The sequence below is a fragment of the Clostridium acetobutylicum ATCC 824 genome (genome assembly GCF_000008765.1).
Taxonomy (GTDB): domain Bacteria; phylum Bacillota; class Clostridia; order Clostridiales; family Clostridiaceae; genus Clostridium_S; species Clostridium_S acetobutylicum.
The window spans coordinates 2895821-2922142 of sequence record NC_003030.1 but is presented as its reverse complement, the minus strand read 5'-3'; the positions used below and the strand labels follow the sequence as shown (position 1 = coordinate 2922142).

Sequence of the window (26322 nt, the reverse complement as noted above, 5' to 3'; positions counted from 1 at the left end):
AGATATGCTTAGTCCTTTAGAAATAAAAATTGTAAAGAGGCTTCAAGAGGATATTCCTATAGTTGAAGAACCATATAAACAAATTGCTTCAGAGATTGGAATTTCTGAAAAAGAATTAATGAATAAGATAGATGAGTTTTTTAAAAAGGGTATTCTACGCAGATTTGGAGCTATAGTTAGACATACAAATGTAGGATTTAAATCAAATGTTCTTGTGGTATGGAAGGTTCCAGAGGATAAAATAGAACAAGTGGTTAAAATCATGGCAAGCTTTAAGGAAGTAAGCCATTGCTATAAAAGGAAATCATGTAGTAAGTGGCAATATAATATATATACTATGATTCATGGAGAAAATAGAGCAAGTTGTGAAAATACTATATGTAATATTGTAAAGTTAAGTGGTGTAAAAGAATTTGAAGCTTTATATACTCTAAAGGAATTAAAGAAAAAAAGTATGAAATATTTTGTTTAAAATATGCAAGGTAAGTTTTCTAATAAGATGCTTAGCTTGTTTTTTTATTATACATATAAAAAGAGACAGACAAGAACTGTCACTTTTTAACGTATAATTACTAAGGTTTTTATTAAAATATCATGAATACCTTGTTTTTTATTAGAGATTAATATGGTAATTAGCATCACTAATTTATATATGAGGTATATTAATGATGAAGAAATTAGTCCATAAAAATAAAAAGAATTAATTTTATATGGATTGCAGGAATGATTTATAATTATTTGGTTTGAGACATTATAAAGTACAAGTGCATAGAAAAAATATGCTGGATATAATAGGATATTGGCAATAAAAAAGCGGCAAAAAGCCTGAAAAATAGACACCTTATCACCATTTAGCTTAACTACCTTAATATCTGCGATAAGTTTCCCTAGAGTTCCTTGAAAAGAGGAGCTTTCCATTGTTATGTAATAAAAAAATGCTACTAGAAAATGTAGTGAAAAATAAATTAAGTATATATGATTAATAAACTCATCCAAATATCTGAAGGAAAAAATAGTCATAATAATAAAAATAATAATAGATAAAAGATAGGATAAGGCTGATATTATTACATTATCGAAGAAAGAAGCCATTAATCTTTTTGATAAACTTGAGTAGTGAGTATTTAATTTTGGTAATTTATCATTTGTGCCTAAATTCATATAAGTAATGCCCTCCATATAAGTAATACCTACATAATTATATATGAAAAAATTTAATATAACAATTTAAATGATGTATTTTTATATAATAATTATGTCACATCAAAAAAAATATCGTAATATATCCTTATAATGTAAAATAAATTTGTGGAATAAGGTATTTACATAGGAAAAAGTTGTATAGGAAATATGTGTTAAAAGTATTACCTAAATACTATAATGTATATGATAGGATTAATATTTATTACTTTAACTTAAGGACATTCATATTAGTCATATGTATTAATTTACTAGGAGGAATTCCAATGGAGATAAAAAATGCTTTGGAAAAGGCTGCTAAGCAAGCTATAGTAAACAAAGTAGTTGATTATCTTGACAAGAATCCAGAAAAGAATGTAAATAAGATATTTGCAGCTGTAAAAAAGTTAAACAAGAAGGATAAAGTGGCGCTAGAACAAATCGCTGTTGTTGAGGATTACTACAACAACGATGAGTGCAAACACAAGTATATACAAGATATTTTGACAAATACAGATAGTAAATGTCTAAAAAAATTCTTCACTAATTTTTTTGCAAATGCTAATTGGTATGCTGGACCTAAAAAGGATAAGTACTTAGAAAAGGAAGATACTAAGATACCTTTTGTTATGCTTATAAGCCCATCTATGAGATGTTCTCTTCATTGTAAGGGCTGTTATGCTTCAAGTTATAGCAAAAAAGATGATATTCCACAAGAAGAAGTTGATAGAATCATAAAGGAGGCAAGAGACCTTGGAATATATTATGTTATTGTTTTAGGTGGGGAACCCTTCTTTAATGATTATCTTCTTGACATATACGAAAAGTACAATGATATGATGTTCACTCCTTTTACAAGTGGTCTTTTGATTAATGAACAGGTTGCTGATAGGATTAAAAAATGTGGAAATGTAATACCAATGCTTTCAATAGAAGGCTTTGAAAAAGATACAGATGACCGTAGAGGAAAAGGAACCTATAAAAAGGTTTTAAAAGCTATGGATATGCTCAATGAGAGAGGGATATTATTTGGAGTATCCTCAGCGGTTACAAGGACAAATATAGATACGGTGCTCAGTGATGAATTCACGGATATGTTAATTGAAAAAGGCTCTAAGATGAGCTGGTATTTTTTGTTTATGCCTGTAAATGGTGAGACAATTGATTTTGATATGATGCTTACAGCAGAGCAAAGAGATTATCTTGGGAAGAGATCAAGGGAAATAAGAGCTACAAAGCCATATTTCACCATAGATTTTTTCAATGATGCACCATATGTTGGAGGATGTATAGCAGGAAAATATTATTTTCATGTAAATTCAAGAGAAGATGTTGAACCATGTATATTTTCACATTTTTCAACAGTAAATTTAAAAGGAAGACACCTAATAGATGCATTTAGAGATCCATTCTTTAAAAAACTGAGGGCTATACAACCTTACAATAAGAATATGCTTAGACCATGCATGATGATTGATAATACTGATGTTATAATTGATGTATGTAAAGAGGTGGGGGCAAAGCCTGATGATTTAGGAGCAGAGAAGATGCTTCATGACAGTGAATTCCATGAGAAGATAACTAAGACAGCAGAGGAATTTGCACCTTATGCAGAAAAAACTTGGAAAGAAGTATTTAACGAGAAAGGAAATGATGATTTCGCAAAAGGGTAATAGTAATAGGTGGGGTTTTTAAAACATTAATGTTTAGAGCTTTATTGATAAAGTTATACTAGAAACCCTTCAGATAATAAAAAGATGCCATTGTTAAAGTATGGCATCTTTTGTTGTGGTAATTTTCTAAGAAATTTATTTGAGTTGTAGTGTTTGGGATAATCTACCACTCATTATTTATCATCAGTGGAGTTTTTTATAGTTGAAGTCCACTGATTATTTAAAGCTGATTTTTCACTTTTACCTTTAGATTGAGATTTATCAAAATTTTCTTCGGGAAGTGAAGACCATTGATTATTTGTAGCAGATTTTTTTTGATACTTTTTTTCTTTTGGCATTTTTAAACCTCCTTTACATGTAAAAAAGTTTATGTCTTAGATAGTGTTCCTATAGTAGTCTTCTTCCAAATTAAAAATTAATTCATTATATTGCTAAATTATTGTGGATAAATATTTTTTATAAATGTATAATAAATATATAGAAAGTAATATTTTGTGCAGGGGTTAGTTATAAATATTAGTTAATTTCATGATTTTTGTATTTTACCTTAATACCGTAACTTAGGTATTCATTTAAAAAAATGAAGGTGATAAATATGAATCAAATCTATAAAAGAAACAAATATGTAATAGTGCCTGTATGTAATGACTATCTAGTAATAAATACAAATAAAGTTTTTAAAAAAGGCCACACACACGTCAAGAAAATTAATACAGCAAAGATGTTAATAAATTTTGCTATATTTAAAGAGATCCCTAAGAATCCTTATTTTATAGGAAATTTGATAAGAATTAGCGATGACGAGAGTTATATTGAGAAATTGAAAGTATCAAGTGTAAAAAATAAAGAATTGAAGGTTGGTGGATAATACATCAAAACACTATATTAGGATATATATAATTAAGTGGATAGATGTATAAGGACATCTGCCACTTATAAATATTCACCTTTGATTATTACATAGATAAGACGTGATTTAACTGCCTAGTATAGGGAAATAAAGCTAGTATAAAAACAATTCTCCTATATAGTAATGGCGGTTATTTTTATATTGATAAATGTATTCATAAGGATAATAAAGAGGAGTGAAATTTGTGAATAATAGTAGAATAAAAAGAGTAATAGAAAATATGAAAAAACATAAATTGAATCAAATGCTTGTAACCTCAGCTTCAAGTATATTTTATCTTTCAGGAGCTTCTATAGATTCAGGAGAAAGGTTAGTAGCTATGTATATAAATACAGATGGTAAGGTTACTTTTATCATGAACAGTCTTTTTAAGAATAGTAAAGGGTTAGATAATAGTGAAATCATAACCTATGACGATAGTGAAGAGCCAATACCAGTTCTTTTAAATGAGATAGATAAAAACGATACGCTTGGAATCGATAAAAATTGGCCAGCACATTTTTTAATTGAACTTATGGAAAAATCAAATATGAACTTTGTTAATTCCTCTCCAATTGTAGATGAAGTAAGAATGATAAAGGATGAAGAGGAAATAAAAATTTTAAGGGAGTCCTCAAAAATAAATGATAAGGTTATGGAGGAATTAGTAGATTATATAAATAAAGATAAAACTGAAAAAGAAATGGCTAAAGTAATACAAGGAATATTTGAAAAAAACGGAATAGAGAAACTTTCTTTTGATACTATTTGCAGCTATGGTAAAAATGGAGCAGATCCTCACCACATGCCTGATGACACTGAGCTAAACAATGGAGATACTATAGTTATAGATATGGGAGGAGTATATAATAATTACTGCTCTGATATGACAAGAACTTTTTTCTATAAAGAGGCATCAAAAGAGGCGAAAAAGATTTATGAAACAGTGAAAAAAGCAAATGAAGCAGGAAAAAAAGCTGTAAAGCCAGGTGTGAAATTAAGTGATATAGATAGAGTGACTAGAGAAGTAATCGAAAAAGAAGGATATGGAAAGTACTTTACACATAGAACAGGGCACAATATTGGAATAGAAGATCATGAGTTTCCTTCAGTCGGAGGTAATTCTGATATAGAAGCTCAAGTAGGAATGGTATTTTCAATAGAACCGGGTATATACGTTCCTGGGGAATGTGGAGTTAGAATAGAGGATTTAGTAGTTGTAACCGAAACAGGCTGTGAAGTTTTAAATAATGTTAGTAGAGAGCTTAAGATACTACAATAATCAGGGAGACGATTTATGGCAAGGTATGTGGTAAGTGATTTGCATGGATGTTATAATAAGTTTACTGAACTGCTTAGACTAGTGAGATTTTCTGATAAAGATGAGCTATATATTATAGGTGATATTTTTGATAGGGGACCAGAACCTTTAAAAATTCTAGATTATATATATGAAAATAAAAATGTATATCTTATAAAAGGAAATCATGAATATATGTATCAAAAGTATTATGAAGATAAAAATCCAGATTTATGGTTCTTAAATGGAGGAAAAGTAACCTTTAATGAGATAATAAAAAGAGGTAAGTCCTTTAATGATAAGCTATATGAATATATTAAAAGTTTACCAATATATAAGGTTGTAGATAATAATATTTTAGTACATGCACAGTTGCATTTTCCACCATTTTATAGCGAATTGAGTATCAAAGAGATACTGCGTTTTCAGCTTGAAGAAACTGTTTTGTGGAGTAGGCATAACATAGGTAAAGAAAAGAAAATTAAAGGATATAACATTATATGTGGACACACTCCTGTTCAATCAATAAAAAATACAACAGAAGTAAAAATATTGAGAAGAAAAAACACTTTTTATATTGACTGTGGTTGTGTTTATGGAGATAAGGCAGGAGGAAAATTGGCCATGTTAAGGCTAGAGGATTTCAAAGAGTTTTACGTTTAATAATGAGGTTAATGTTATGGCTTAAGTAAGCTACATTAACCTTATTTATTTTGCAAATAATAGGCTTATATAAATAGAATAATTATAGGCTTGAGAAAAAAACTATTGTAAGTTGAGGTATAATATTCATAAGAGTTTTAATTTTATAAAAATATGGAGGCGATTAAATTGGCTATTGCGCAAGCAACAATAATACCAGTAGGAACAGGCTCTACTAGTTTAAGCAGCTATGTAGCAGCATGTGAAAATATACTTAAAGCTGAAAAGGAAATAAAATACAAATTAACTCCAATGTGTACAATATTTGAAGGTGAAATTGATACAATAATTAGGGTTATAAGAAAAATGCATGAAATTCCTTTTGAAAATGGAGCAGAAAGAGTAATTACATCCATAAGTATAGATGATAGACGTGATAAGAAGGCATCGATGGAGCAAAAATTAAATTCTGTTAGAGAAAAATTAAAATAAAACCAATTTTTTTCAATATGAATAATAAACACTTTTATGTAAATAATAACAGTTGAGGTGTTTATTATGGTAAATGTAAAACTATTGTTAAAACATATAGAAAATTTGAGAGATAATTTGTACAATGAGATAAATGGAAAAAATGCAAAACTTACAGATAAGTTAGTGCTAAGAAATAGCTGTGCACTAAACAAAGAAATAAATGAGTATTACAGGCTCGTTGATAAAATAAGAAAAAGATACAGTAAAGTTAAATGATTATAACTATTTTTATCATTGGAACTATATTTGGAAGCTTTTTTAATGTGTGTATAGCTAGATTACCAAAGGGAGAGTCTATTATATATCCTCCCTCTAACTGTACTAAATGTCATAATAAGCTTAAGTGGTATGATCTTCTGCCATTAATTAGTTATGTTATTATAAAAGGAAGATGTAGGTACTGTAAAGAAAAAATATCATATAGGTATTTTGCATTTGAATTTTTGTCAGGAATTATGTTTTTGGCGATATACCTCAAGTATGGATATCAATTAATAACGCTTAAATTCATAGTACTTTTTTCATTTTTATTTATTATTTCAATTATAGATTTAGACACGACAAATGTATATTTGTGTACAACTCTGCCAGGTATAATATCAGGTATAATTTTTATAGCTATAAATATATTTTATAAAAATCATATTTACGGTTATTTATTTGCTGCTTTTTTGTATTCAGGAGTAATTGTTTTAATAAATATTATTACTAAAAAGATAATTGACATGCCAGCGTTTGGCAGCGGAGATGCTGAGGTTTTACTTATGTGTGGACTATTTTTAGGAATGAAACTTGGAATGTTTATGTTATTTATATCTTTTGTACTTGCTGGATTTGTATCAATAGGTTTAATATTACTTAAAATTAAAGATAGAATGGACTATATAGCTTTTGTACCCTTTGTAGCAGCAGCATCCGTTATAACTATATTATATGGACAAAATATTTTGGATTTTTATAATAAATTAATTTTATAATTGAAAATCTATTGACAGATTTATATAAAATGATATAATTTAATCATAAAGTAAAATAAACGATTCATATATGAATAGTAGGAAAAATTGAATATATTTATGATAAGGTCTTATCAAGAGAGGTGGAGGGACTGGCCCTATGAAACCCAACAACCAGCATTTTTTAATTAGATGTATGGTGTTAATTCCTGCAAAGTTAATTTTGAGAGATAAGAGGATTATAAAATTTTAGAAAGCTAAAATCCTCTTCAACTAAGAAGAGGATTTAATTTTATATATTTTTAGGTTTAGATATTGAAGTTAAAATATAATAAAAAGGGGATTTTAAAAATGAGTGAAGAAAGAAAATTTGGTTTTGAAACATTACAGGTTCATGCAGGACAAGTTGCTGATCCAACTACAGGATCAAGAGCTGTACCTATTTATCAAACAACATCATATGTATTTAAAAATGCTGATCATGCAGCAAATTTATTTCAATTGAAAGAACCTGGAAATGTATATACAAGGATAATGAATCCAACAACTGATGTATTTGAACAAAGAGTAGCAGCTCTTGAGGGCGGAGTTGCTGGACTTGCAACAGCATCAGGACTTGCAGCAATTACCTATGCTATTTTAAATGTGGCAAGTGCTGGGGATGAAATTGTTGCAGCAAGTACCTTATATGGTGGAACATATGAATTATTTGGGGTTACTCTTAAGAAGCTTGGAATAAAGGTTGTTTTTGTAGATCCAGATAATCCTGAAAATATAAGAAAAGCAATAAATGATAGGACAAAAGCTGTATATGGGGAAACTATTGGAAATCCAAGAATAAATGTTTTGGATATAGAGGCAGTAGCTAAAATTGCCCATGAAAATAAAATACCACTTATAATCGATAATACATTTGGTACACCGTATCTTATAAGACCTATAGAATTTGGAGCAGATATAGTTGTACATTCAGCAACAAAGTTTATAGGAGGACATGGAACTACTATAGGTGGAATTATAGTTGATGGTGGAAAATTTGATTGGAGAGCTAGTGGAAAGTTTCCTGATTTTACAACACCGGATAAGAGCTATAATGGACTTATATATGCTGATCTAGGTGCACCTGCTTTTGCTTTAAAAGCAAGAGTTCAACTTTTAAGAAATACAGGTGCAACGCTTAGTCCACAAAGTGCTTTTTATTTCCTACAAGGGTTGGAATCACTTTCACTTAGGGTTCAAAAACATGTTGATAATACAAGAAAGGTAGTTGAATTCTTGAAGAACCATCCAAAAGTTTCATGGATAAATTATCCTGAACTTGAGGAAAGTCCTTATAAAGAGTTAGCAAATAAATATCTTCCAAAGGGTGCAGGCTCAATATTTACATTTGGAATAAAGGGAGGACTTGAAGCTGGTAAAAGATTTATAAATAGTGTTAAACTATTCTCTCTTTTGGCAAATGTTGCAGATGCAAAATCACTTGTTATACATCCTTCAAGTACAACTCATGCTGAACTTAATGAAGAAGAACAAAAAGCAGCTGGTGTTACTCCAGATATGATAAGACTTTCAATAGGAGTAGAGGATGCAGAGGATTTAATATGGGACTTAAATCAAGCTCTCGAACAAGCTTAATTGCTTAAATAAAAGGTGTATACAATAATTGAATATATGTGAAATTATGTTATCATATTTATATGATAACTTCTACGTAAATCGCTGAAGATATTTCATCTTTAGCGATTTTTACATAAGATATAAGTGAAAGGATGCTTAAAAATGAATTCTAAAAAAATTTTCACTGATAAAAAACTTGTGGTTTTATTTGCATCTATTTGCTGCTTCCTGTGGGGGAGTGCTTATCCAGGTGTGAAAATAGGGTACAAACTATTTAATATAAAATCAAATGATGTACCAAGCGAATTTGTATTTGCAGGATACAGGTTTGCCTTAGCAGGAATAATGGTTATTATAATATCTATAATACTTCACAGGAATATGAAAATTTTTAATAAAAAAAATATAGTGCAAATTTTTGTGCTTGGAATTACACAAACCTTATTGCAGTACATATTTTTTTATGTAGGGCTTGGATACACAACAGGGACTAAAGGTTCTATAATGAACAGTACTGGAACTTTCTTTAGTATAATACTTGCAAATTTTATATATAAGAATGATAAGCTTAATATAAATAAAATTATTGGCTGTATTATAGGGTTTATAGGTGTTATAGTTGCCAACTTTAATTCTGATATCTTAAAGTTCTCATTTTCATTTAAGGGAGAGGGCTTTATTATGGCAGCGGCTTTTGTGCTTTCGGTTTCAAGTATATATGGTAAAAGAATAACACAGAAATTAGATTCTATGATAGTAACAGGCTATCAGCTTTTTATAGGTGGGGCTTTTCTTGCAGTCTTGGGATTTTTTAATGGTGGGCATTTAACAGGTTTTCATGTTGAATCAATATCCCTGCTAGTATATTTGGCAGTACTCTCAGCAACTGCATTTTCATTATGGGCAGCACTTCTTAAATATAATAAAGTTGGAATAATATCGGCTTTTAATTTTTTAATACCTATATTTGGTGTACTTTTATCTGGAATATTTTTAAAAGAAAATATCCTTCAATTAAAAAATTTAGCTGCTCTTATCTTAGTGTGTTTTGGTATAGTACTTGTATATATTGAAAAGCCGACTGCAAACAATTAAGATATGGAAAAAATTAAAGATAATTTTGGAGTGAAAAAATATCCCAAGAAGAGAAATCAGCTTGGGATATTTATAGTTTAAATGTAGGTTACACTAACTATAAGGTTAGATTCTAATGATTATGCCACCACATATTTTTACAATATGGAAAATAAGGACATAAAGGTCTTCTTCTTCTCCTTCTTCTTCTCCTTCTCCTATGATGATTCCTGTATCCATCATCATTATCATAAAGATCATCACTATCGTAATCATCATCATAGTCATTGTCATAATATTGCTGATCATCATAATCATCAAAATCTCTGTTGCCACAACTAGAACATGTAGAATAATTTTGATTTGGATAGTTCATCATCTGCGGCATCATAGGACAGAGAGGATATACACTTTGCGTTCCTTGAGAAACCATAGGATAAAATGGATTCCCAGCATTCATTTGAGCTTGATTATACATTACGGGTAGATAATTCATAAATGGGCAGGAATGAAAATTTATATCATGTTCATAATCATCATCTGTCTCATATCCGTGGTCGTGATTATGGTTATTATTGTGATTATTAGTATTATGATGATGGTGGCGACTGTCTTTATTAGAAGGTGAAGTTTCATCTGATGATATGTCTGCACATACATATTTATTATAGTACATATAATCCTCCTGAAAATTAACTTCATGAGTATAGTATGAAATTAGTCAGAAGAAGTTTACAGTTTTATTAAAAATATGTACTATTGTAATAGTGTAATACATAATGAAATTACAAGTTGTATACATATATGAAAAAATTTAATTATTAATAGATTGTTTTAATAAAAGAAATATATAGTACATATTTTTAATGTAATATTCTAATCAAAGATATATAGATATTGTCCTCATCAAAACGCCAGTATTTTTACTGGCGTTTTAATTTTATGATTCCATTATACGTTTTGAATCAACATAACTATTTTTCAATTGTTGAGAAGCATCATCAAATGCTGGATACCAAGATTTTTTTACCATCATATCTGAAAGATTATGTTGATTATTTATAGCTGAAATAAGTTGAGCATCAAATACCTGTCTTAATTGTGGGTTCATAGTTTGACAAGTAGCAGTAGATAAAGAAACTATAAAATCATCTAAATTCATCATAAAATCTGACGCTATATCTTTATTTGTAAGTGTTTTGTCACCTGTTCCAGTTAAGTTTTCTATTATTTTCATAAAAGTACCTCCCATAAGATTACTCATCACCTATAAAGTTTTGTATTGATTTTATATTATTTTTTTGCTCATCTTTCATTTTGTTAAAAAACGCCTTTAAATCTTCGTCTGTAGTCATTTTAGATACGGAATCAATTTTTTTATATGTAGTTATCTCACTATTTAATATTTTTGTTAAATGAAGAACTTCAAATGGTGCTAATTTAGAAGACTGCATATTAAATACCTCCATTACTTATATTATTAAAATTATTATACGTAATTTCAATAAATGTATACAATAAAAATTGAACGAGGAGACATTAATAAAATATCTACTCGTTCAATTTTTTTTATTCTTCAGATGGCTCAAATTGATCTTTACCAACTCCACATAAAGGACAAACCCAATCATCAGGAATATCTTCAAAAGAAGTTCCTGGATTAACCCCATTATCTGGATCACCTTCGGCTGGATCATAGATATAACCACATACTACACAAACATATTTTTTCATTATAATTGCCTCCTTTTATTGGGATATACCATTTTTTAAATGGTATATCCTTATAATTATTTATTTTAAATTTAAAAGTTCATCAATCTTGTCTTTATCAAAGCCTACTACTATGTTTCCGTCTATATTTATTACTGGAACACCGCTTTGATGTGATAGATTTAACATTTCATCTCTTGCATTCATGTCATCTTGAACATTTGCATCTATAAAATCTATATTTTGAGAAGCCAAGTAGGACTTTGCTTTTTTGCACCATGGGCATGATGTTGTTGAATATACTTTTACCATAATATACGCTGTTAATACAACAGCTTCGCCTCACTTTCGTATAATAATTAATATTAATTAATAATTGTTATCGCTTAATTATATTATAGCACTTTATCCAAAAAAAGCAATAGATAGATTTAAATAAAAATATGCTATTAAAATATAGTATATGCGCTTAATAATAAAATAAACAAAATAATAAAATTTTATTTGGAAGAGAAAATTTTAAATAAGGCAGAAAAAAATTTTTAACATTGCTAAGTAATATGTTAACTTGAATGTTTTTAAATCATAATATAGTATGAGATGAATTTTTTTAACTATAGGGGGTAAAAAAGTGGGGGAATTTAATTTTGCTGCAACTGGTACAACTTATATTTATTCTGCGACTCCAACGAAGAACTACAGCACATCAGATATTATTTTTGTAGGCAGAAACGTTAATACAGCAGATATTTATAGGGGAATCGTTGTATTTGATATATCATCTATTCCAATTGAAGAGTCGATATTATCTGCAACTCTTAAATTGTATGTGAGCTATAATTATAATTCACAGTTAAAATCTATTAAATTTTATAGTATATTACAAAAATATTCTATTAATACTGTAACCTATAATACTCAACCTATTATAGATACTAATTATGTAGGAATTACGAATATGACTAATGAGATAAATGAATTTATTAATGTTGATTTATCAAATATAACAAGTCAATGGCATAATGGCAGTGTAGCCAATCTTGGAGTGATGATTCATGGAGATGAATTAAACAGCGGCTCTATAGTTGGTTTTGCTGGAATAAGTGCTATTAACAGTAGCTTATGGCCTAGATTAAATGTTCAATTTTCGGCTAATTCTTCAGGAAGGGTGTTGACTATTTATACTATGGAAAGTTATATTACCTCGAATAGTATTTTAGCATCTAATCCAATACCGTTAGGAATAGGCAGTGGAACGTTTGCAATTAGCAACAATGGTTCTAATAGTGTAGAAGTTATAATACAATTGAGTAATGATGGAGCACAGTGGGTCTATGATGGTTTAACCTTTGAAAGTCCTATAATTTTAGGCCCTCTAGATACAACAGTTATAACATCAAGAGGAAATATGAAATTTATGAGAGTAGCTTATAAATCACACGAAACAGATAAACCTAGCAATATTACTATAAGTCCATCTATTTTGATTTAATATATTAAACTTATACATGTAAAATTCCTTAATTTTCATGTATAAGTTTATTTGATTAAATATATAATAATATGTTATACTTAAGAACAAAAAAACAAATCGGAGAGAAAATTAATGTTAATATGGATAGTTATAATTATAGTTGTGACATTGTTAAGTTTAAAATTGTTTATAGATAACAATATCTTTCAGGTTGTTAATTACAAATTATCATCGAAGAAATTGCCAAAGGAGTTTGATGGATTTAAGATAGTTCAGTTAGCAGACCTTCATAGTAAAGAATTTGGAAAGAAGAATTCAAAGTTAATAAAAAGAATAAAGATAATAAATCCAAATGTAATAATGGTTACAGGTGATATGATAAATGATGATGAAAATTATGATGTATGTATAAATTTGCTTGAAAAATTAAGCCTGGAATATAAGGTTTATTTTATTGTTGGAAATCACGAACAAAATTTACAGCTAATTAATCCACATAAGTACAATAATATGATGGCAGATTTAATGAAGATAAAAGTAGATGTTATTCAAAATGGAAAAAGAGAGATTTTATATAAAAATAAGAAAATAAATTTATATGGAAGTACAATGAAGTTAAGATATTATAGGAATATGATGAAAAAAGAATCAAAGAACATAGAATTTAGGTTAGAAGATTTAGAAGAAAGTGTAGGAAAATCTGATGAAAATGCCTATAATATTTTAATGATACATAATCCAATTTTCTTTAATGTGTATGATTTATGGAAAGCTGATCTTGTGTTATGCGGACATATGCATGGAGGAATGATTAAACTACCTTTAATAGGAGGTGTGTTTTCACCGGAACATACATTTTTTCCAAAATACTGTAGTGGGAGATTTCAGCAGAATAATACAAATATGATAGTTAGTAGAGGACTCGGAAGAGGCGGCTTTGGATTTAGACTTTTCAATAGACCGGAGCTCACAGTCATTACTTTAAAAAATAGATAGGTAGAAGTTATTATTTTAACTTCTACCTATCTATTTTTAGTAACTATATTTTAAAGCTATTTACAGTATTTAAAAGATTATTTGCTATAATATTAAGATTTTGAGCGTCTAATGCTACTTCTTGGGATGCATTTGAAAGGTTGGTTGAAGAGGCAGTAACATCATCAGAGGTTTTTGAATTTTGTATAGCTACAGAATTTAAAGTGTTTACCTTTGATAAGATTAAATCTTTAGAAGCTGCAATTTCATTCATAGAATCATATGAATTTTTAATAAGAGGAATTATAGTGTTAATGGATTCAAAAATGTTTTTAAAGGAAATGGAAGCATTTTTTACTGAAGAAGATTGATTTTCAAAATATGATTGCATATTATGTGTTGTTAAGATAACATCCTTTGTATTGGTATTTATGGTCTCAGTTAAGGTGGTTATTTTGCCTGTTAAATTTTGAGTTTGTTCTGCTAACTTTCGTATTTGTTCAGAAACAACGGAAAAACCTTTGCCAGCTTCGCCAGCTCTGGCAGCTTCTATTGCTGCATTTAAGGCTAATAGATTTGTGTCCTCCGAAATTTCATTTATGAATTTTGTAGTATTTATTATTTCATTTATCGATTCATTAAGAGCTTGTATTTTTTTTACTACAGATTCGAAGGTTTCTTTCATAGTGTCCATAGAATTAAATAGAGTATTAAGTTCGCTTTCTCCAGAGGAAATCTTTGAATTGGCAGCATCGCCTTCATTTTTTACATCCTCAAGCTTGGAATATATTATACTAATATTGTCATTGAAATTAGCTAATAGTCCTGAAATTTCACTTAAGTCAGATACTTGAGAACTGGCACCACTTGAAACTGTTGAAATTACTTTTTCTACTTCTTCAGTAGAAGATGAGAGTTCTTCAGAAGTAGAAGTTAGATTTTGTGATTTATCCTGTATTTCATTTGAAGAATTCTTGATATTAGATATTATAGTTTCAATTTTATCTAGCATTGTATTAAACGCAAGAGATATATCGCCAATTTCATCGTTATGTTTTATAGATACCCTTTCTTTTAGGTTTCCTGAAGCAGCATTTTTCATTACAGTTTTTAGGTTGTTAAGTGGATCTATTTTTTTAGATATAATTACATAAATTAAGCCAGAGCCTACTATCAAATTTAATAATGCTATAATAAGTGTGAAATTAAGTATGGTATTAGCAGGTTGATAGAAATCACTATCATATGCGCCTACATTGATATACCAATCCCATGGCTTAAAGTAACCAACTGCATTGGTTTTAGGCTTCATAGAACTTTCTCCAGGATTTTTCCAATAAAAATGGATAATGCCTTTATTTTTAGGATTAATACCTTCATTGATTATTAATTTCACTATGTTGTTTCCTTTTGGATCAACCATATCTGAAATATTATCGCCTTCTTTTTTCGGATGCATTGTTTCTATACCATTACTATCAATTGCATACATATAAGCACTTATATTAAGCTCCAAATTTTTGTTAAATGGACGTGTTTTTTTATCTGAACTTTTAGGGCCAAGCATTTTTTTACGAAAAATCTCCTGAGCGTCTTTAAGAGATAACTTTTTTTTATCAACCTGGTTTTGTAGTACCTGCATTTCTGTAAGTGCCATACTAATTCTGTTTCTTAATGCATTCTCACCTAAATTAGTAAGTGCTTTTTTGGACTTGGTGTAGATCATAAAGCTTAGTATGGACATAGTGATAAATATAATTACAGAAAATGACAGTACCAAACTAGTTTTAATTCCTAATGATTTTTTTACTTTAGCTTTTTTAGATATTGACATAAAGTACCACCCTCTCATAATTGTTATCGTATACAGATAACGTTAACAAAATTCCCTGATTTTAGTTAAAATAAAGTATGTAAAATATATACCTTACAATAATTATACAATTAAGCAAGATAATTTTCAATATTATAAATAACAGGCATAATTAACACAATTATGCCTGTTATTGTATTAAGATGTTTTTACAAAATTACAATGAATCTGTTATACAATTTAGATTTTTGCGGATGATATTCTCAGCTAGTTCAAGATAATCACCTGAATATATAATTGTTTTATTCGATAAAAGAGCAGCTAATCCATGAATAGTACTCCATATTGAAAGAATACTTAAATTTAAATCCTTATCACTATACTCAGTTTTTAAGGAGCTTAAATAACTTGAAGCAGTATTCTTAAAAGGATTAAAAGAGTCTCCTTGAATGCAGAGCATGCTCTTATCTTGTATGATTATTTTATTATTTAAGTTGTTTATAAATAGAACTTTAAAATAATCAGGGTTTTCAACCATGAATTGTATGTATCTTTTGCCAACTTCAATTACTTGAGTTTTGAAATCATGTTGGTATTTTATAGATGTTTCTTCAAGAGATTTTTTAAATTTCTGTGTTGCCTCAAAAATTATTGCAGAAATCAATTCATCCTTGTTTTTAAAATGTTTGTATGGAGCAGTATGACTTACGCCACACATTTTGGCAACTTTTCTTAAAGAAAATGCTTCGTAGCCTTCGGTAGTTAAAAGTTGTAATCCGTTTTTTATCATATCTTTTTTTAAATTACCATGATGATATTTACATTTTTCCATGCTATCATCCTTTCTGAAAATCTAGCTAAAATTATCGCTTTTATTTTTTCTTATGGTAGCTAAAAATAGCGGCAACAGTAAAAAATCCTGTAGAAATAATATATAGTTTATTACCAAGTAAATGATTGTTTTTGGAAACTATTGATGCAAATAAGAACATTAGTCCAGCAAAACATACACAGGCAGAGATATAATAGGTTTTATTTTTCCTCAAAATGGATCACTTCCGATTTTTATAATTTATAGGGTTCCATTCATTTTATAGCATTTAATAAAATTAAGTTTTAGTTTATTAACGTACAAAATTAGAAAAAATTTATATAGTTATTAAAAAAAGTGTGCAAAATTTCATAAAAAATTTAAAGAAATGTTGCTTTTGATAGAAAAATGGTGTAATATAAATCTGTAATAATTGAATAGTGAAAAGTAATAACATATTACCCGTATATGCTTAGAAATATGGTCTAAGCGTCTCTACCGGACTGCCGTAAATTGTCTGACTATGGGTGTTTATAAGTATTTTAGATATTTATAAGCTCCATAATTTTTTATGGAGCTTATTTTGTTTTAAAATAGTTTTAAGGTTAACTTTTGTATAACACATATATAGCTAAATCATTTTGATGGATAATTAAGTAATATATTGAAAAAAATGATTTGAGTAGTATATTTATTCTTTAAATTAGTTATCATATGCTTTATACAATGGTTTATAGTTAGTCAATACTAATTGTAGGAAGCTAAGTTAAAAAGTTGCAATTGCATTTTTTTAAGGACATAATTTTAAATTTTATCTTTGTTTCCCAATAAAATAATAAACAAATTTTAGGAGGTAATCATGTTAGACAAAATTTTTCACTTATCTGAGAACAAAACTAACGTTAAAACAGAACTCTTAGCAGGATTCACTACTTTCATGACAATGGCCTACATACTTATAGTAAATCCAAGTATTCTTAGTAAAACGGGTATGCCTGTTGCAGCGGTATTTACAGCTACAGCTTTAGCTTCTTTTGTAGGAACAATAATAATGGCATTTGTAGCTAATTACCCATTTGGAATGGCTCCAGGTATGGGCCTTAATGCATTATTTACTTATACTATATGTATTCAATTACACTTCTCATGGAAAACAGCTCTTGCAGCATCATTAATCGAAGGTATTATATTTTTAGTATTAAATGTATTTAAAATTAGACAGCTTATCCTTGATAGTGTTCCACAAACTTTAAAATATGCAATAAGCATAGGAATAGGATTTTTTATAACTTTTATAGGACTTCAGGATGCAGGTATAATAGTTGGATCTAAGGGAACATTAGTTACACTTGCTAGTCTTAAGTCTCCAGCAGTGCTACTTGCAGTTATAGGAGTTTTATTGATAGCAGTTCTTTATAATAAAAACATAAAGGGTTCTTTTGTTATAGGAATGTTAGTTATATATGTACTGGGGATAATTTTTGGAGTTGCAAAGGCACCTTCAGGTATAGTATCTTTTCCACCATCAGTTGCTCCAGTATTTTTACAATTTGATTTTAAGAGTGCAGCAGTTATTGGAATAGTTCCAGTAATACTTACAATGTTGTTTATAGATATATTTGATAGTATAGGTACGTTAATAGGATTATCATCAAAGGCAGGTTTACTTGATGAAGAAGGAAATGTTCAAAATGCAGATAAAGTTTTAACTGCAGATGCAGTTGGATCAGCTTTAGGAGCATGTCTTGGAACTTCTACTCCGGTTGCTTTTGTTGAATCAGCATCAGGTATAGCAGAAGGTGGAAGAACAGGACTTACAGGAGTTACAATTGCAGCTTTATTCTTATTATCATTATTTTTCTCACCAATACTTACAGCGATACCTTCTTTTGCAACAGGTCCAGTACTTATAGTTTTAGGTGCTGTAATGATGGAGCCAATAACAAAGGTTGATTTTTCAGACTTTACAGAAGGATTTCCTGTATTTATAACACTGATATTAATATTATTGACATACTCTATTACAGATGGACTTGCGTTTGGATTTTTATCATATGTTGTAATAAAGGTATTTGGAGGAAAAGCTAAGGAAATTCCACCAGCACTTTATGTTATAGCTATATTATTTGTTGGAATGTTTGCTCTTTAGTATATGTATAAAAAGAGTTGTACTAGTAAGGTTTGGTACGACTCTTTTTATTTGTAAAATATAAATAGGCTGAATTTATTATGATTAATTGAAAAAATAGCAATGGTAAATATTATATTGATAACAAATTGATAAAAATAAGCCCTTAAATTTTAAAAAAAGCATATAAAATGCCTTTAATAATTAATTTATAAATAAATGGGAACAATAATTACGATATTGAGAATTTTAAATCATAAACTAAAGAATTGAATAAAAATCAAAGAAATGCGACTTTTTTAAACATAATGCAATTATTTAGATGAAAATACAGCTAAAATTGAAGTTTCATATGGGTTTAATTAATTATATAATAAAATGACATTTTATAATACATATTAGGAGGACTATTATGAAAATCTTTAGAAAAAAATCCCTGGACAAGATGATGGTTAGTGCTGAAAAAACCCATCTTAAGAAAACCCTTAAAACTAAAGATATAGCAGCACTTGGTATAGGTGCGGTTGTAGGGGTAGGAATATTTGTAGCTACAGGTACAGGGGCACATAAAGCTGGACCCGGTATTATTATTTCTTTTTTACTAGCAGGTATAGTAGCTTGCCTTTGCGGATTATGCTACTCAGAACTTGCAACAATGTTTCCTGTATCAGGTAGTACGTACTCATATGCATACATAACTTTTGGAGAAATTGTAGCTATGATAGTGGGTTGGTGCTTAACGTCAGAATACTTGGTTGCGTGTAGTGCTGTTGCTTCGGGGTGGTCAGGAACCTTTATAGGTATACTGAAAAATGCAGGGATAGTCCTTCCAAAGGTTATTACTGCGTCGCCGAGTAAGGGCGGAATTGTTGATTTACCAGCTGTTCTTATAACTCTTATATTGACATATATATTGTATTACGGAATGAAAGAAAGCTCACGTGTAAATAACATAATTGTTATTGTGAAAATAGCAATTATAGTAATGTTTTTAGTACTTGGTGCTACGCATATAAAAATGACTAATTACAAACCATTTGCTCCTTTTGGATTTAAAGGAATATTTGCAGGAGCTTCTGTTATATTCTTCTCATATATTGGGTTTGATGCTATTTCAACTACAGCGGAAGAAGCTGAAAATCCAGGAAGAGATGTTTCTAGAGGACTTATAATTTGTCTTGCAGTTGTAAGTATACTGTACATTTCAGTGGCTTTTGTTTTAACAGGTATGGTTCATTACGATAAAATAGTTACAGAGGATGCAGTTCCAGCAGCACTTGCCAGTGTTGGAATAAGGTGGGGATCGGCTTTAGTTGGAATTGGTGCAATTCTAGGAATGATATCAACTATGATAGCAGTTCTTTAGGGACAAATAAGAGTATTCATGGTTATGTCTAGAGATGGTCTTATTCCTAAAGCACTTTCTAAGGTTCATCCTAAACATAACACACCTTATGTAGCTACAGTAATAACTGGAGTTACAGCAGCTATAATAGCAGGTTTCTTGCCACTTGATATTATTACAAACTTTTTAAGTATAGGAACACTTTTAAGTTTTTCGGTAGTGTCTTTAGCTGTCGTAGTACTTAGATACAAAATGCCTAATATGGAAAGAAAATTTAAGTGCCCTGGAGTTCCTTTTACACCAATAATAACAATAATATGCTGTATAATACTATTAACTACGCTTAAGCCAATAACATGGATTGCATTTTTAGGTTGGCTGCTTGTAGGAATATTAGTTTATATCTTTTATGGATCAAAGCATAGTTCACTTGAAAAAGAAGAACAGCAAATTAAGTAATTTAAAAATATGGATATAAGGACCTCCTTTTGGTATAATAATCTAATGTAGAATATATTACATGGAGGAATAAGATATGAAAAATCCAATAGTTACAATAGAAATGGAAAACGGAAATAAGATAAAAATAGAATTATATCCACATATAGCTCCAAATACTGTGAGTAATTTTATTTCTCTTATAAACCATAATTTTTACGATGGAGTAATATTTCATAGAGTAATACCAGGCTTTATGATTCAGGGAGGAGATCCTGATGGAAATGGAATGGGCGGTCCTGGTTATGCTATAAAGGGAGAATTCTCATCAAATGGTTTCCAAAATAATTTAAAGCATGAAAGAGGAGTAATATCCATGGCAAGAACTGGTTTTCCTGATTCAGCAGGATCACAGTTTTTCATAATGGCAGAAGATTCACCTCATCTTGATGGAGATTATGCTGCCTTTGGAAGGGTTACAGAAGGAATAGAGGAAGTTGATAGAATAGTTTCTGTTAAGAGAGATTATTCGGATAAGCCATTAGAAGATCAAAGAATTAAGACTATGGAAATAGAAACCTTTGGAGAAAATTATCCAGAAGTTGAGATAATCGAAGAATAAAAAGTATTAAAATAACAAGCTAAAGGATTTTGAAGTGAAATATCAAAATAATATCCTTAGCTTGTTATTTTTTATTAGAGGATTGTTGACTATTTTAAATAGGAGAGTCCTCTAATTTTATTTGACTTTTCTATAACAGCTAGTATACTAATAGTATAGTTAGTAAACTAACAGTATATCAAGGAGGACCAATATGGGGATTAATAGGCGTAAAGAAATAGAAAAGTTAAATAGAAAAATTAGTATAATTGATGCAGCTGAACGGGTATTTTTTATAAAAGGCTTCTATAATGCAACAATGGATGATGTTGCAAAGGAAGCAGAGTTTACTAAAAAAACTATATATTCATACTTTACAAGCAAAGAGGAAATATACTATGAAATAATGCTTAGGGGATATAAGATACTGAATTCTATGAATTATAAAATTTTAGAGGAAAGAAGAAGTGAAAGTGAAATACAAAATATAAGAATGCTTGGAGAAGTATATATAGAATTTACAAGACTTCATCATGGATATTTTAAAGCTATTTTAGAATACAAGAATAATGAGCTTTTAAAGAATCAAAATGTAAGAGAAGAGCTTTTTAATGAGGTTTATGAGGAAGGAGAATATTCTCTCAGATTATTAAGGGATATTATAGAAAGGGGAATGGACAAGAAGGAAATTATAGAGGAGTATAGTTCTTTGGATATAAGTCTTACATTATGGTCATGTATTCTAGGGGTTTCCAGTATATCAATGAATAAGGAGAATTATACAAAGAAATTTTATAATAGGAACTCAGAGGAAGTGCTTAAAAAGTCATTTGAAATTATTTTAAACTCTATAAGGAGGAAATGATATGGTGAAAAAGTTAGTTATAGCTGCTATTGGAGTATTAGTTTCTATAGGATTAGTGGTTGGTGTAAGATATTTTGTGTCAGTGAAGAACTATCAAAATAAAGTTAGGGATACTGAAATTAGAGAAGTTGCGTTATCAAAAGTTAAGGATGGCAATTATATTGGGAGTTATGATGCTGATTTTGTACAGGCAAAGGTAAAAGTGGAAATTAAATGTCACAGAATTACTTCTATAAAATTATTGGAGCATAAAACTGAAAGAGGTAAAAGAGCTGAGGTTATACCTTATATGGTGGTTAAGGCTCAGAGTCTTAAGGTGGACACTATAACTGGAGCAACAAATAGTAGCAAGGTAATACTTAAGTCTATAGAAAAGGCACTTGAGAAGGGTGAAAATGAGTGAATAGGGATTATGTTTGCAGCGAAATGTTTTGCATGGGAACGATCATAAGCCAAAAAATATATGGTGAGGATAAGAAAGAAGTACTATTCAAGGTAGAAAATGAAATGAGAAGATTGGAGAAGGCTATGAATTTTTATAGCAGCTCTAGTGAAATCAGTAAACTAAATAAGTTTGGATTTGAAAATGAAATTAAACTTAGCAAAGATGTTTATCACGTAATAAAAAATGCAAAAAATTTTTCTAAAAAAACTCTGGGGGCTTTTGATATATCACTAGCTCCTATCATAAAATTATGGGGGATTTTTTGCGAAAATGAAAGAGTACCTTCAGTTAAAGAAATTGAGAAAAATCTCTCACTTGTAAATTATAAGAACTTAGTACTAAATGATTATAAACGTACTGTTAAATTTTTAGTCGAAGATATGAAAGTTGATTTAGGAGGAATAGCTAAGGGATATGCAGCAGATAGGGCAATTGATATTTATAAGGGTGGAGGTGTTAAGTCGGCTTCCATAAATCTTGGAGGTAACGTATCTGTAATTGGAGAAAAGCCAGACGGGAAAAGTTGGTGTATAGGTGTTCAAAATCCCCTAAAGAAGAGGGGAGAAATAATAGGGGCAATTAGTGTGAAAAATAAATCTGTGGTTACCTCAGGAAGTTATGTAAGATACTTTGAAAAAGATAATATTAAGTATCATCATATAATAGATCCTAAAACAGGATATCCAGCTAAAGAAGAACTTTTAAGTGTGACAGTTATCTTTGAAAATTCAATGTTATGTGATGCTGTTTCTACTGCTGCCTTTATAGCTGGGGCTGACGGTGGGATAGAATTAGTTAAAAGGTTTCGTGATGTAGAGGCAATATTTATTACTAAAGATAGAAAGGTTATTATAACTAAAGGGATTGCTAAGAGTTTTTCCTTAGTAGAGGAAAGTGGATTTCAATATTTATAACTTTAGTAGTTTTATAAGATAGTATATTTAAGCGATATTTTATTTTGTTTTAAGCCAATATAATACTTTTTACGACATGATATTTAGTTCTGGATAAATATTTACGATACTATATTTAACAATATTATGATATTGACTTAACTAAAAGGGGGAAAATGAAAAGTATGGCAAGCCCTAAGATTTTTACTAAATTAATATTATCATTTATTTTTGTTGCAGTGATATCTGCATTTGCAGGAATTGTGGGGATTTTAGATATGAGCAAAGTAGATATAAATTTAGAAAGTATGTATGAAATAGATATGAAGAGGACTAATATTCTATATGAATTAAAGACAAATGTTAATGATATCAAAGCTGATACTAATTTAATTCTTAAGTCAACTAATGAGGTTAAAAGTGACAATATTATTGATAAAATAGCTAAGCTTGTAAAAGAGGATGATAGGCTGATTTATAATTATAAAAAAGTTATAGTAATGGAAAAAGATAAAGAGTTATTTTCTGAATTTGAAGTCAATTTAAAAAAATGGAGGGCATCGAGAAATAAGGTTATTTCTTATGTTGTTGCTGGAGAATATGAAGCAGCTATTAAGGAATTTGATAGCACCACATCGCATTACAGTGATATAATGCTTAATAAGCTTAACTTATATATAGATTATAGCAAAGATATTACAATTTATAATTATGGTGATATTAAAGGGCAATACAAAAGTGCAATAATGTTCTCAAGTATTTTGGTCATTGCTTCTATTGTAGTTGCAATTATAATGGGAATAGTTTTAGCTAAGTACATATGTAAAAATTTATTAAAAATAAAAAGTTTGCCAGAAAGACTTGATGAATTTGAACAAACTATTGATTTTGATAAGGTAGATAAAATTGTAAAGAAAGTTATAATGTCAAACTCACAGTAAGCACATCTAGTATAAAACTATCAGTTGTAAGCAATAAAATAACTAAAGCCCGCTACTATAGGCAGTGAAATAAATACATAAATTAAATATATATTAAAAAAGATGATTTCTGCATTAACAGGTATTATCTTTTTTTTTATGCAAAAATTAATATACGACTTTTTACGACAAAATACTTGAATGATGCAAAATTCATACGATAAATTAGTAATAATATTTAAATTAAATTAACATAAGGAGGGAAAAATGAAAAGGGTAACTGATTTAAAGATTTTTACCAAATTAATAATAGCATTTATTTTTGTAGCAGTTATATCTACTATAGCGGGTGTAGTAGGAGTTTTAAAGATCAACGGTGTTAACAAAAATTTAGATAACATATACAATGTAGATATGAAAGGTACCAATATTTTGTATCAAATAAGGGGATATGTTATTGAAGTAAGGGCAGATATACTTTTAATTATGGACCCAATGAATAAATCTAAAATTGACAGTATAGTTGGAGATATTGATGACATAGTACAAAAGGACAATGAATTAATAAAGGAATACAAAACTACTATCTTTACGGATGAAGATAGAACACTATTTTATCAGTTCCTAGATAATTTAGCTAAGTGGAGACAATCTAGGGAGAAGGTTATTGCTTACGCTAAAGCAGGAGACTATATGAGTGCTTCTGTTGAATTCAAAACACATACAACACCTTACAGAAACGCTGCGCTTCAGAAACTGGATGCAGATATAAAATATAACGCTAAGGTTGCAAAAAACGATTATAGTAGTAGTAAGGTTCAGTACAAAAGTGCAGTAAATATTTCAACTATATTTGTCATTATTTCAACTTTGGTTGCAGTTATTATGGGAGTAGTTTTAGCAAGACATATAAGCAAACCTTTATTAGGAATGAAGGAGCTATCGGAGAGACTTGCTGAATTTGACTTTTCTAAAGAGTTGGTTTATGACAGCAAGGATGAATTTGGACAATCAACTAAGGCACTTAATAAAGCTCAGGAAAATGTAAAAGAACTTATTAAAGTTATAATGTCAAATGCCCAAGAATTAAGTGCTTCAAGTGAAGAACTGTCAGCTACAAGTCAAGAGTTAGCTTCAAAAGCCATAAGCATCGATAATGAAATAACTAAAGTAGCTACGAGCATAGAGGAAAGTAGTGCAGCATCAGAAGAAATAAGTGCTTCAATTCAAGAGGTGGATACAAGTGTTAATAACTTATCTTCAAAAGCACTTGATGGAAGTAACAATGCTAGTGAATCCAAGGATAGAGCTTTAAAGGTAAGTAAAGAAGGAAAAACAGCATCACAAGACATGATAAATATGTATAGCGAAAAAGAAAAGAGTATACTAAAGGCTATTGAAGAAGGCAAAGTAATAGGAGATATAAGAATTATGGCAGATGCTATTGCTGAAATAGCAAATCAGACTAATTTATTGTCTCTTAATGCATCAATTGAAGCTGCAAGAGCTGGAGAAATGGGTAAGGGCTTTGCAGTTGTTGCAAATGAAGTCAAAGAGCTAGCAAAACAATCAGGAGATGCGGTAGAAGGAATTAATAAGACAATTGAAAAGGTTAATGCAGCATTTGAACACTTATCCAAGAATAGCAGCGAAATATTGAAGTTTATGGATGAAAATGTAAAAAGTCAATTTTCAAAGTTCATTCAAATGGGTGATCAATATGAAAAAGATTCGGAATTTGTAAGTGATATGTCTAGTGAAATTGCATCCATGGCTGAGGAGCTCGAGGCTACTATTGGACAAGTAAATGATGCAATGCAAAACATGGCTAATAATCAACAACAAGAAGCAGAAAGCTCAGAAGAAGTTAAAGGAACTATAAGTGAGGTAGCAGCTTCAGCAGATCAGGTTTCTAAGATGTCGCAAAGTCAGGCAGAAGTAGCAATGAAATTGAATGAATTAATTCTAAAATTTAAAATATAATTTTAAAGATTTGAAATGAATAGAAAAGATGTGTGTAGATATTACAAGTACACA

Annotated in this window: 28 protein-coding genes, 1 pseudogene and 2 riboswitches; of the genes and pseudogenes, 20 read left to right on the top strand and 9 right to left on the bottom strand. The window is 29.4% G+C overall.

The features are described 5' to 3' along the window. Nucleotides 1–4 precede the first annotated feature (4 nt). Nucleotides 5–472, top strand: coding sequence for a siroheme decarboxylase subunit beta (locus tag CA_RS14375; protein WP_010966078.1), 468 nt, complete (start codon nucleotides 5–7; stop codon nucleotides 470–472). 86 nt (nucleotides 473–558) lie between these two features. Here CA_RS14375 and CA_RS14370 read toward each other — a convergent pair whose 3' ends face one another. Continuing rightward, a complete protein-coding gene (locus CA_RS14370) occupies nucleotides 559–1161 on the bottom strand; it encodes an RDD family protein (RefSeq protein WP_275541663.1) in 603 nt (200 codons plus the stop codon). 305 nt (nucleotides 1162–1466) lie between these two features. On the opposite strand from CA_RS14370, the gene CA_RS14365 reads away from it, so the two are divergent. Then, complete coding sequence (locus CA_RS14365; protein ID WP_010966076.1) at nucleotides 1467–2852, top strand: radical SAM protein; 1386 nt, start codon at nucleotides 1467–1469, stop codon at nucleotides 2850–2852. Nucleotides 2853–3025: 173 nt separating this feature from the next. Here CA_RS14365 and CA_RS14360 read toward each other — a convergent pair whose 3' ends face one another. Next, entirely contained in the window at nucleotides 3026–3190 is a 165-nt protein-coding gene (locus CA_RS14360) for a hypothetical protein (protein ID WP_010966075.1), read from the bottom strand. Nucleotides 3191–3447: 257 nt separating this feature from the next. On the opposite strand from CA_RS14360, the gene CA_RS14355 reads away from it, so the two are divergent. The 8 genes from CA_RS14355 to CA_RS14320 all read left to right on the top strand — a co-directional run bounded on the left by CA_RS14355 (nucleotide 3448) and on the right by CA_RS14320 (nucleotide 9885). Then, the gene (locus tag CA_RS14355) at nucleotides 3448–3720 is read left to right on the top strand and encodes a hypothetical protein (protein ID WP_010966074.1); all 273 of its coding nucleotides are present in this window, start codon (nucleotides 3448–3450) and stop codon (nucleotides 3718–3720) included. Nucleotides 3721–3946: 226 nt separating this feature from the next. Beyond that, entirely contained in the window at nucleotides 3947–5023 is a 1077-nt protein-coding gene (locus CA_RS14350; protein ID WP_010966073.1) for a M24 family metallopeptidase, read from the top strand. A 15-nt stretch (nucleotides 5024–5038) separates the two neighbouring features. Then, nucleotides 5039–5704, top strand: a complete 666-nt coding sequence (locus CA_RS14345; RefSeq protein WP_010966072.1) for a metallophosphoesterase family protein — start codon at nucleotides 5039–5041, stop codon at nucleotides 5702–5704. Between the two features lie 168 nt (nucleotides 5705–5872). After that, the gene (locus tag CA_RS14340) at nucleotides 5873–6175 is read left to right on the top strand and encodes an MTH1187 family thiamine-binding protein (RefSeq protein WP_010966071.1); all 303 of its coding nucleotides are present in this window, start codon (nucleotides 5873–5875) and stop codon (nucleotides 6173–6175) included. A 66-nt stretch (nucleotides 6176–6241) separates the two neighbouring features. Continuing rightward, the gene (locus tag CA_RS14335) at nucleotides 6242–6433 is read left to right on the top strand and encodes an aspartyl-phosphate phosphatase Spo0E family protein (protein WP_010966070.1); all 192 of its coding nucleotides are present in this window, start codon (nucleotides 6242–6244) and stop codon (nucleotides 6431–6433) included. After that, nucleotides 6430–7194 carry a prepilin peptidase gene (locus tag CA_RS14330; protein ID WP_010966069.1) on the top strand — a complete coding sequence of 255 codons (765 nt, stop codon included), beginning with the start codon at nucleotides 6430–6432 and terminating at the stop codon, nucleotides 7192–7194. The genes CA_RS14335 and CA_RS14330 overlap by 4 nt, the downstream gene beginning before the upstream one ends. Before the next feature lie 107 nt (nucleotides 7195–7301). Beyond that, nucleotides 7302–7410: riboswitch (SAM riboswitch) on the top strand. Nucleotides 7411–7524: 114 nt separating this feature from the next. After that, nucleotides 7525–8808, top strand: a complete 1284-nt coding sequence (locus CA_RS14325) for an O-acetylhomoserine aminocarboxypropyltransferase/cysteine synthase family protein (RefSeq protein WP_010966068.1) — start codon at nucleotides 7525–7527, stop codon at nucleotides 8806–8808. Nucleotides 8809–8952: 144 nt separating this feature from the next. Continuing rightward, entirely contained in the window at nucleotides 8953–9885 is a 933-nt protein-coding gene (locus tag CA_RS14320) for a DMT family transporter (protein WP_010966067.1), read from the top strand. A 112-nt stretch (nucleotides 9886–9997) separates the two neighbouring features. Here CA_RS14320 and CA_RS14315 read toward each other — a convergent pair whose 3' ends face one another. From CA_RS14315 to CA_RS14295, 5 genes are all read right to left on the bottom strand, one after another. Next, entirely contained in the window at nucleotides 9998–10540 is a 543-nt protein-coding gene (locus CA_RS14315; RefSeq protein WP_010966066.1) for a hypothetical protein, read from the bottom strand. Nucleotides 10541–10804: 264 nt separating this feature from the next. Continuing rightward, nucleotides 10805–11101, bottom strand: a complete 297-nt coding sequence (locus CA_RS14310) for a spore coat protein (protein ID WP_010966065.1) — start codon at nucleotides 11099–11101, stop codon at nucleotides 10805–10807. Nucleotides 11102–11120: 19 nt separating this feature from the next. Continuing rightward, the gene (locus CA_RS14305; RefSeq protein ID WP_010966064.1) at nucleotides 11121–11318 is read right to left on the bottom strand and encodes a hypothetical protein; all 198 of its coding nucleotides are present in this window, start codon (nucleotides 11316–11318) and stop codon (nucleotides 11121–11123) included. A 115-nt stretch (nucleotides 11319–11433) separates the two neighbouring features. Next, on the bottom strand, nucleotides 11434–11598 hold the full coding sequence (rd, locus tag CA_RS14300) for a rubredoxin (protein WP_010966063.1): 165 nt from the start codon (nucleotides 11596–11598) through the stop codon (nucleotides 11434–11436). 60 nt (nucleotides 11599–11658) lie between these two features. Next, complete coding sequence (locus tag CA_RS14295; protein ID WP_010966062.1) at nucleotides 11659–11889, bottom strand: glutaredoxin family protein; 231 nt, start codon at nucleotides 11887–11889, stop codon at nucleotides 11659–11661. Between the two features lie 319 nt (nucleotides 11890–12208). Between CA_RS14295 and CA_RS14290 the strand changes: the two genes are divergently transcribed. Both CA_RS14290 and CA_RS14285 read left to right on the top strand, forming a co-directional pair. Next, nucleotides 12209–13069: a DNRLRE domain-containing protein gene (locus CA_RS14290; RefSeq protein ID WP_010966061.1), complete on the top strand. Its 861-nt coding sequence runs from the start codon at nucleotides 12209–12211 to the stop codon at nucleotides 13067–13069. Between the two features lie 114 nt (nucleotides 13070–13183). Beyond that, nucleotides 13184–14047, top strand: coding sequence for a metallophosphoesterase (locus CA_RS14285; protein WP_010966060.1), 864 nt, complete (start codon nucleotides 13184–13186; stop codon nucleotides 14045–14047). Nucleotides 14048–14090: 43 nt separating this feature from the next. On the opposite strand, the gene CA_RS14280 is transcribed toward CA_RS14285, so the two are convergent. Together CA_RS14280 and CA_RS14275 are read right to left on the bottom strand one after the other, a co-directional pair. Beyond that, nucleotides 14091–15860 carry a methyl-accepting chemotaxis protein gene (locus CA_RS14280; protein WP_010966059.1) on the bottom strand — a complete coding sequence of 590 codons (1770 nt, stop codon included), beginning with the start codon at nucleotides 15858–15860 and terminating at the stop codon, nucleotides 14091–14093. Nucleotides 15861–16056: 196 nt separating this feature from the next. Further along, nucleotides 16057–16671: a TetR/AcrR family transcriptional regulator gene (locus CA_RS14275; RefSeq protein WP_010966058.1), complete on the bottom strand. Its 615-nt coding sequence runs from the start codon at nucleotides 16669–16671 to the stop codon at nucleotides 16057–16059. A gap of 421 nt (nucleotides 16672–17092) precedes the next feature. After that, nucleotides 17093–17194, top strand: a riboswitch (purine riboswitch). A 315-nt stretch (nucleotides 17195–17509) separates the two neighbouring features. Between CA_RS14275 and CA_RS14265 the strand changes: the two genes are divergently transcribed. The 8 genes and pseudogenes from CA_RS14265 to CA_RS14230 all read left to right on the top strand — a co-directional run bounded on the left by CA_RS14265 (nucleotide 17510) and on the right by CA_RS14230 (nucleotide 26268). Further along, complete coding sequence (locus tag CA_RS14265; RefSeq protein WP_010966057.1) at nucleotides 17510–18799, top strand: NCS2 family permease; 1290 nt, start codon at nucleotides 17510–17512, stop codon at nucleotides 18797–18799. A 391-nt stretch (nucleotides 18800–19190) separates the two neighbouring features. After that, nucleotides 19191–20582: pseudogene (locus CA_RS14260) on the top strand (amino acid permease). Nucleotides 20583–20658: 76 nt separating this feature from the next. Continuing rightward, complete coding sequence (locus tag CA_RS14255) at nucleotides 20659–21183, top strand: peptidylprolyl isomerase (RefSeq protein WP_010966054.1); 525 nt, start codon at nucleotides 20659–20661, stop codon at nucleotides 21181–21183. A 193-nt stretch (nucleotides 21184–21376) separates the two neighbouring features. Beyond that, a complete protein-coding gene (locus tag CA_RS14250; RefSeq protein WP_010966053.1) occupies nucleotides 21377–22027 on the top strand; it encodes a TetR/AcrR family transcriptional regulator in 651 nt (216 codons plus the stop codon). 1 nt (nucleotide 22028) lies between these two features. Continuing rightward, nucleotides 22029–22430 (top strand): FMN-binding protein, encoded by a 402-nt coding sequence (locus CA_RS14245; RefSeq protein WP_010966052.1) that lies wholly within the window; start codon nucleotides 22029–22031, stop codon nucleotides 22428–22430. After that, nucleotides 22427–23386: an FAD:protein FMN transferase gene (locus CA_RS14240; RefSeq protein ID WP_010966051.1), complete on the top strand. Its 960-nt coding sequence runs from the start codon at nucleotides 22427–22429 to the stop codon at nucleotides 23384–23386. The genes CA_RS14245 and CA_RS14240 overlap by 4 nt, the downstream gene beginning before the upstream one ends. Nucleotides 23387–23550: 164 nt before the next feature. Then, nucleotides 23551–24306 carry an MCP four helix bundle domain-containing protein gene (locus CA_RS14235; protein ID WP_241393094.1) on the top strand — a complete coding sequence of 252 codons (756 nt, stop codon included), beginning with the start codon at nucleotides 23551–23553 and terminating at the stop codon, nucleotides 24304–24306. 246 nt (nucleotides 24307–24552) lie between these two features. After that, nucleotides 24553–26268 carry a methyl-accepting chemotaxis protein gene (locus CA_RS14230; RefSeq protein ID WP_010966049.1) on the top strand — a complete coding sequence of 572 codons (1716 nt, stop codon included), beginning with the start codon at nucleotides 24553–24555 and terminating at the stop codon, nucleotides 26266–26268. Nucleotides 26269–26322: the final 54 nt, after the last annotated feature.

Excerpts from the sequence above, each read along its gene's own strand:
- CA_RS14375 (WP_010966078.1), top strand. The coding sequence starts at position 5 with ATGCTTAGTCCTTTAGAAATAAAAATTGTAAAGAGGCTTCAAGAGGAT.
- CA_RS14370 (WP_275541663.1), bottom strand. The coding sequence starts at position 1,161 with ATGAATTTAGGCACAAATGATAAATTACCAAAATTAAATACTCACTAC.
- CA_RS14365 (WP_010966076.1), top strand. The coding sequence starts at position 1,467 with ATGGAGATAAAAAATGCTTTGGAAAAGGCTGCTAAGCAAGCTATAGTA.
- CA_RS14360 (WP_010966075.1), bottom strand. The coding sequence starts at position 3,190 with ATGCCAAAAGAAAAAAAGTATCAAAAAAAATCTGCTACAAATAATCAA.
- CA_RS14355 (WP_010966074.1), top strand. The coding sequence starts at position 3,448 with ATGAATCAAATCTATAAAAGAAACAAATATGTAATAGTGCCTGTATGT.
- CA_RS14345 (WP_010966072.1), top strand. The coding sequence starts at position 5,039 with ATGGCAAGGTATGTGGTAAGTGATTTGCATGGATGTTATAATAAGTTT.
- CA_RS14335 (WP_010966070.1), top strand. The coding sequence starts at position 6,242 with ATGGTAAATGTAAAACTATTGTTAAAACATATAGAAAATTTGAGAGAT.
- CA_RS14330 (WP_010966069.1), top strand. The coding sequence starts at position 6,430 with ATGATTATAACTATTTTTATCATTGGAACTATATTTGGAAGCTTTTTT.
- CA_RS14325 (WP_010966068.1), top strand. The coding sequence starts at position 7,525 with ATGAGTGAAGAAAGAAAATTTGGTTTTGAAACATTACAGGTTCATGCA.
- CA_RS14320 (WP_010966067.1), top strand. The coding sequence starts at position 8,953 with ATGAATTCTAAAAAAATTTTCACTGATAAAAAACTTGTGGTTTTATTT.
- CA_RS14315 (WP_010966066.1), bottom strand. The coding sequence starts at position 10,540 with ATGTACTATAATAAATATGTATGTGCAGACATATCATCAGATGAAACT.
- CA_RS14310 (WP_010966065.1), bottom strand. The coding sequence starts at position 11,101 with ATGAAAATAATAGAAAACTTAACTGGAACAGGTGACAAAACACTTACA.
- CA_RS14305 (WP_010966064.1), bottom strand. The coding sequence starts at position 11,318 with ATGCAGTCTTCTAAATTAGCACCATTTGAAGTTCTTCATTTAACAAAA.
- rd (WP_010966063.1), bottom strand. The coding sequence starts at position 11,598 with ATGAAAAAATATGTTTGTGTAGTATGTGGTTATATCTATGATCCAGCC.
- CA_RS14295 (WP_010966062.1), bottom strand. The coding sequence starts at position 11,889 with ATGGTAAAAGTATATTCAACAACATCATGCCCATGGTGCAAAAAAGCA.
- CA_RS14285 (WP_010966060.1), top strand. The coding sequence starts at position 13,184 with ATGTTAATATGGATAGTTATAATTATAGTTGTGACATTGTTAAGTTTA.
- CA_RS14280 (WP_010966059.1), bottom strand. The coding sequence starts at position 15,860 with ATGTCAATATCTAAAAAAGCTAAAGTAAAAAAATCATTAGGAATTAAA.
- CA_RS14275 (WP_010966058.1), bottom strand. The coding sequence starts at position 16,671 with ATGGAAAAATGTAAATATCATCATGGTAATTTAAAAAAAGATATGATA.
- CA_RS14265 (WP_010966057.1), top strand. The coding sequence starts at position 17,510 with ATGTTAGACAAAATTTTTCACTTATCTGAGAACAAAACTAACGTTAAA.
- CA_RS14255 (WP_010966054.1), top strand. The coding sequence starts at position 20,659 with ATGAAAAATCCAATAGTTACAATAGAAATGGAAAACGGAAATAAGATA.
- CA_RS14250 (WP_010966053.1), top strand. The coding sequence starts at position 21,377 with ATGGGGATTAATAGGCGTAAAGAAATAGAAAAGTTAAATAGAAAAATT.
- CA_RS14245 (WP_010966052.1), top strand. The coding sequence starts at position 22,029 with ATGGTGAAAAAGTTAGTTATAGCTGCTATTGGAGTATTAGTTTCTATA.
- CA_RS14235 (WP_241393094.1), top strand. The coding sequence starts at position 23,551 with ATGGCAAGCCCTAAGATTTTTACTAAATTAATATTATCATTTATTTTT.
- CA_RS14230 (WP_010966049.1), top strand. The coding sequence starts at position 24,553 with ATGAAAAGGGTAACTGATTTAAAGATTTTTACCAAATTAATAATAGCA.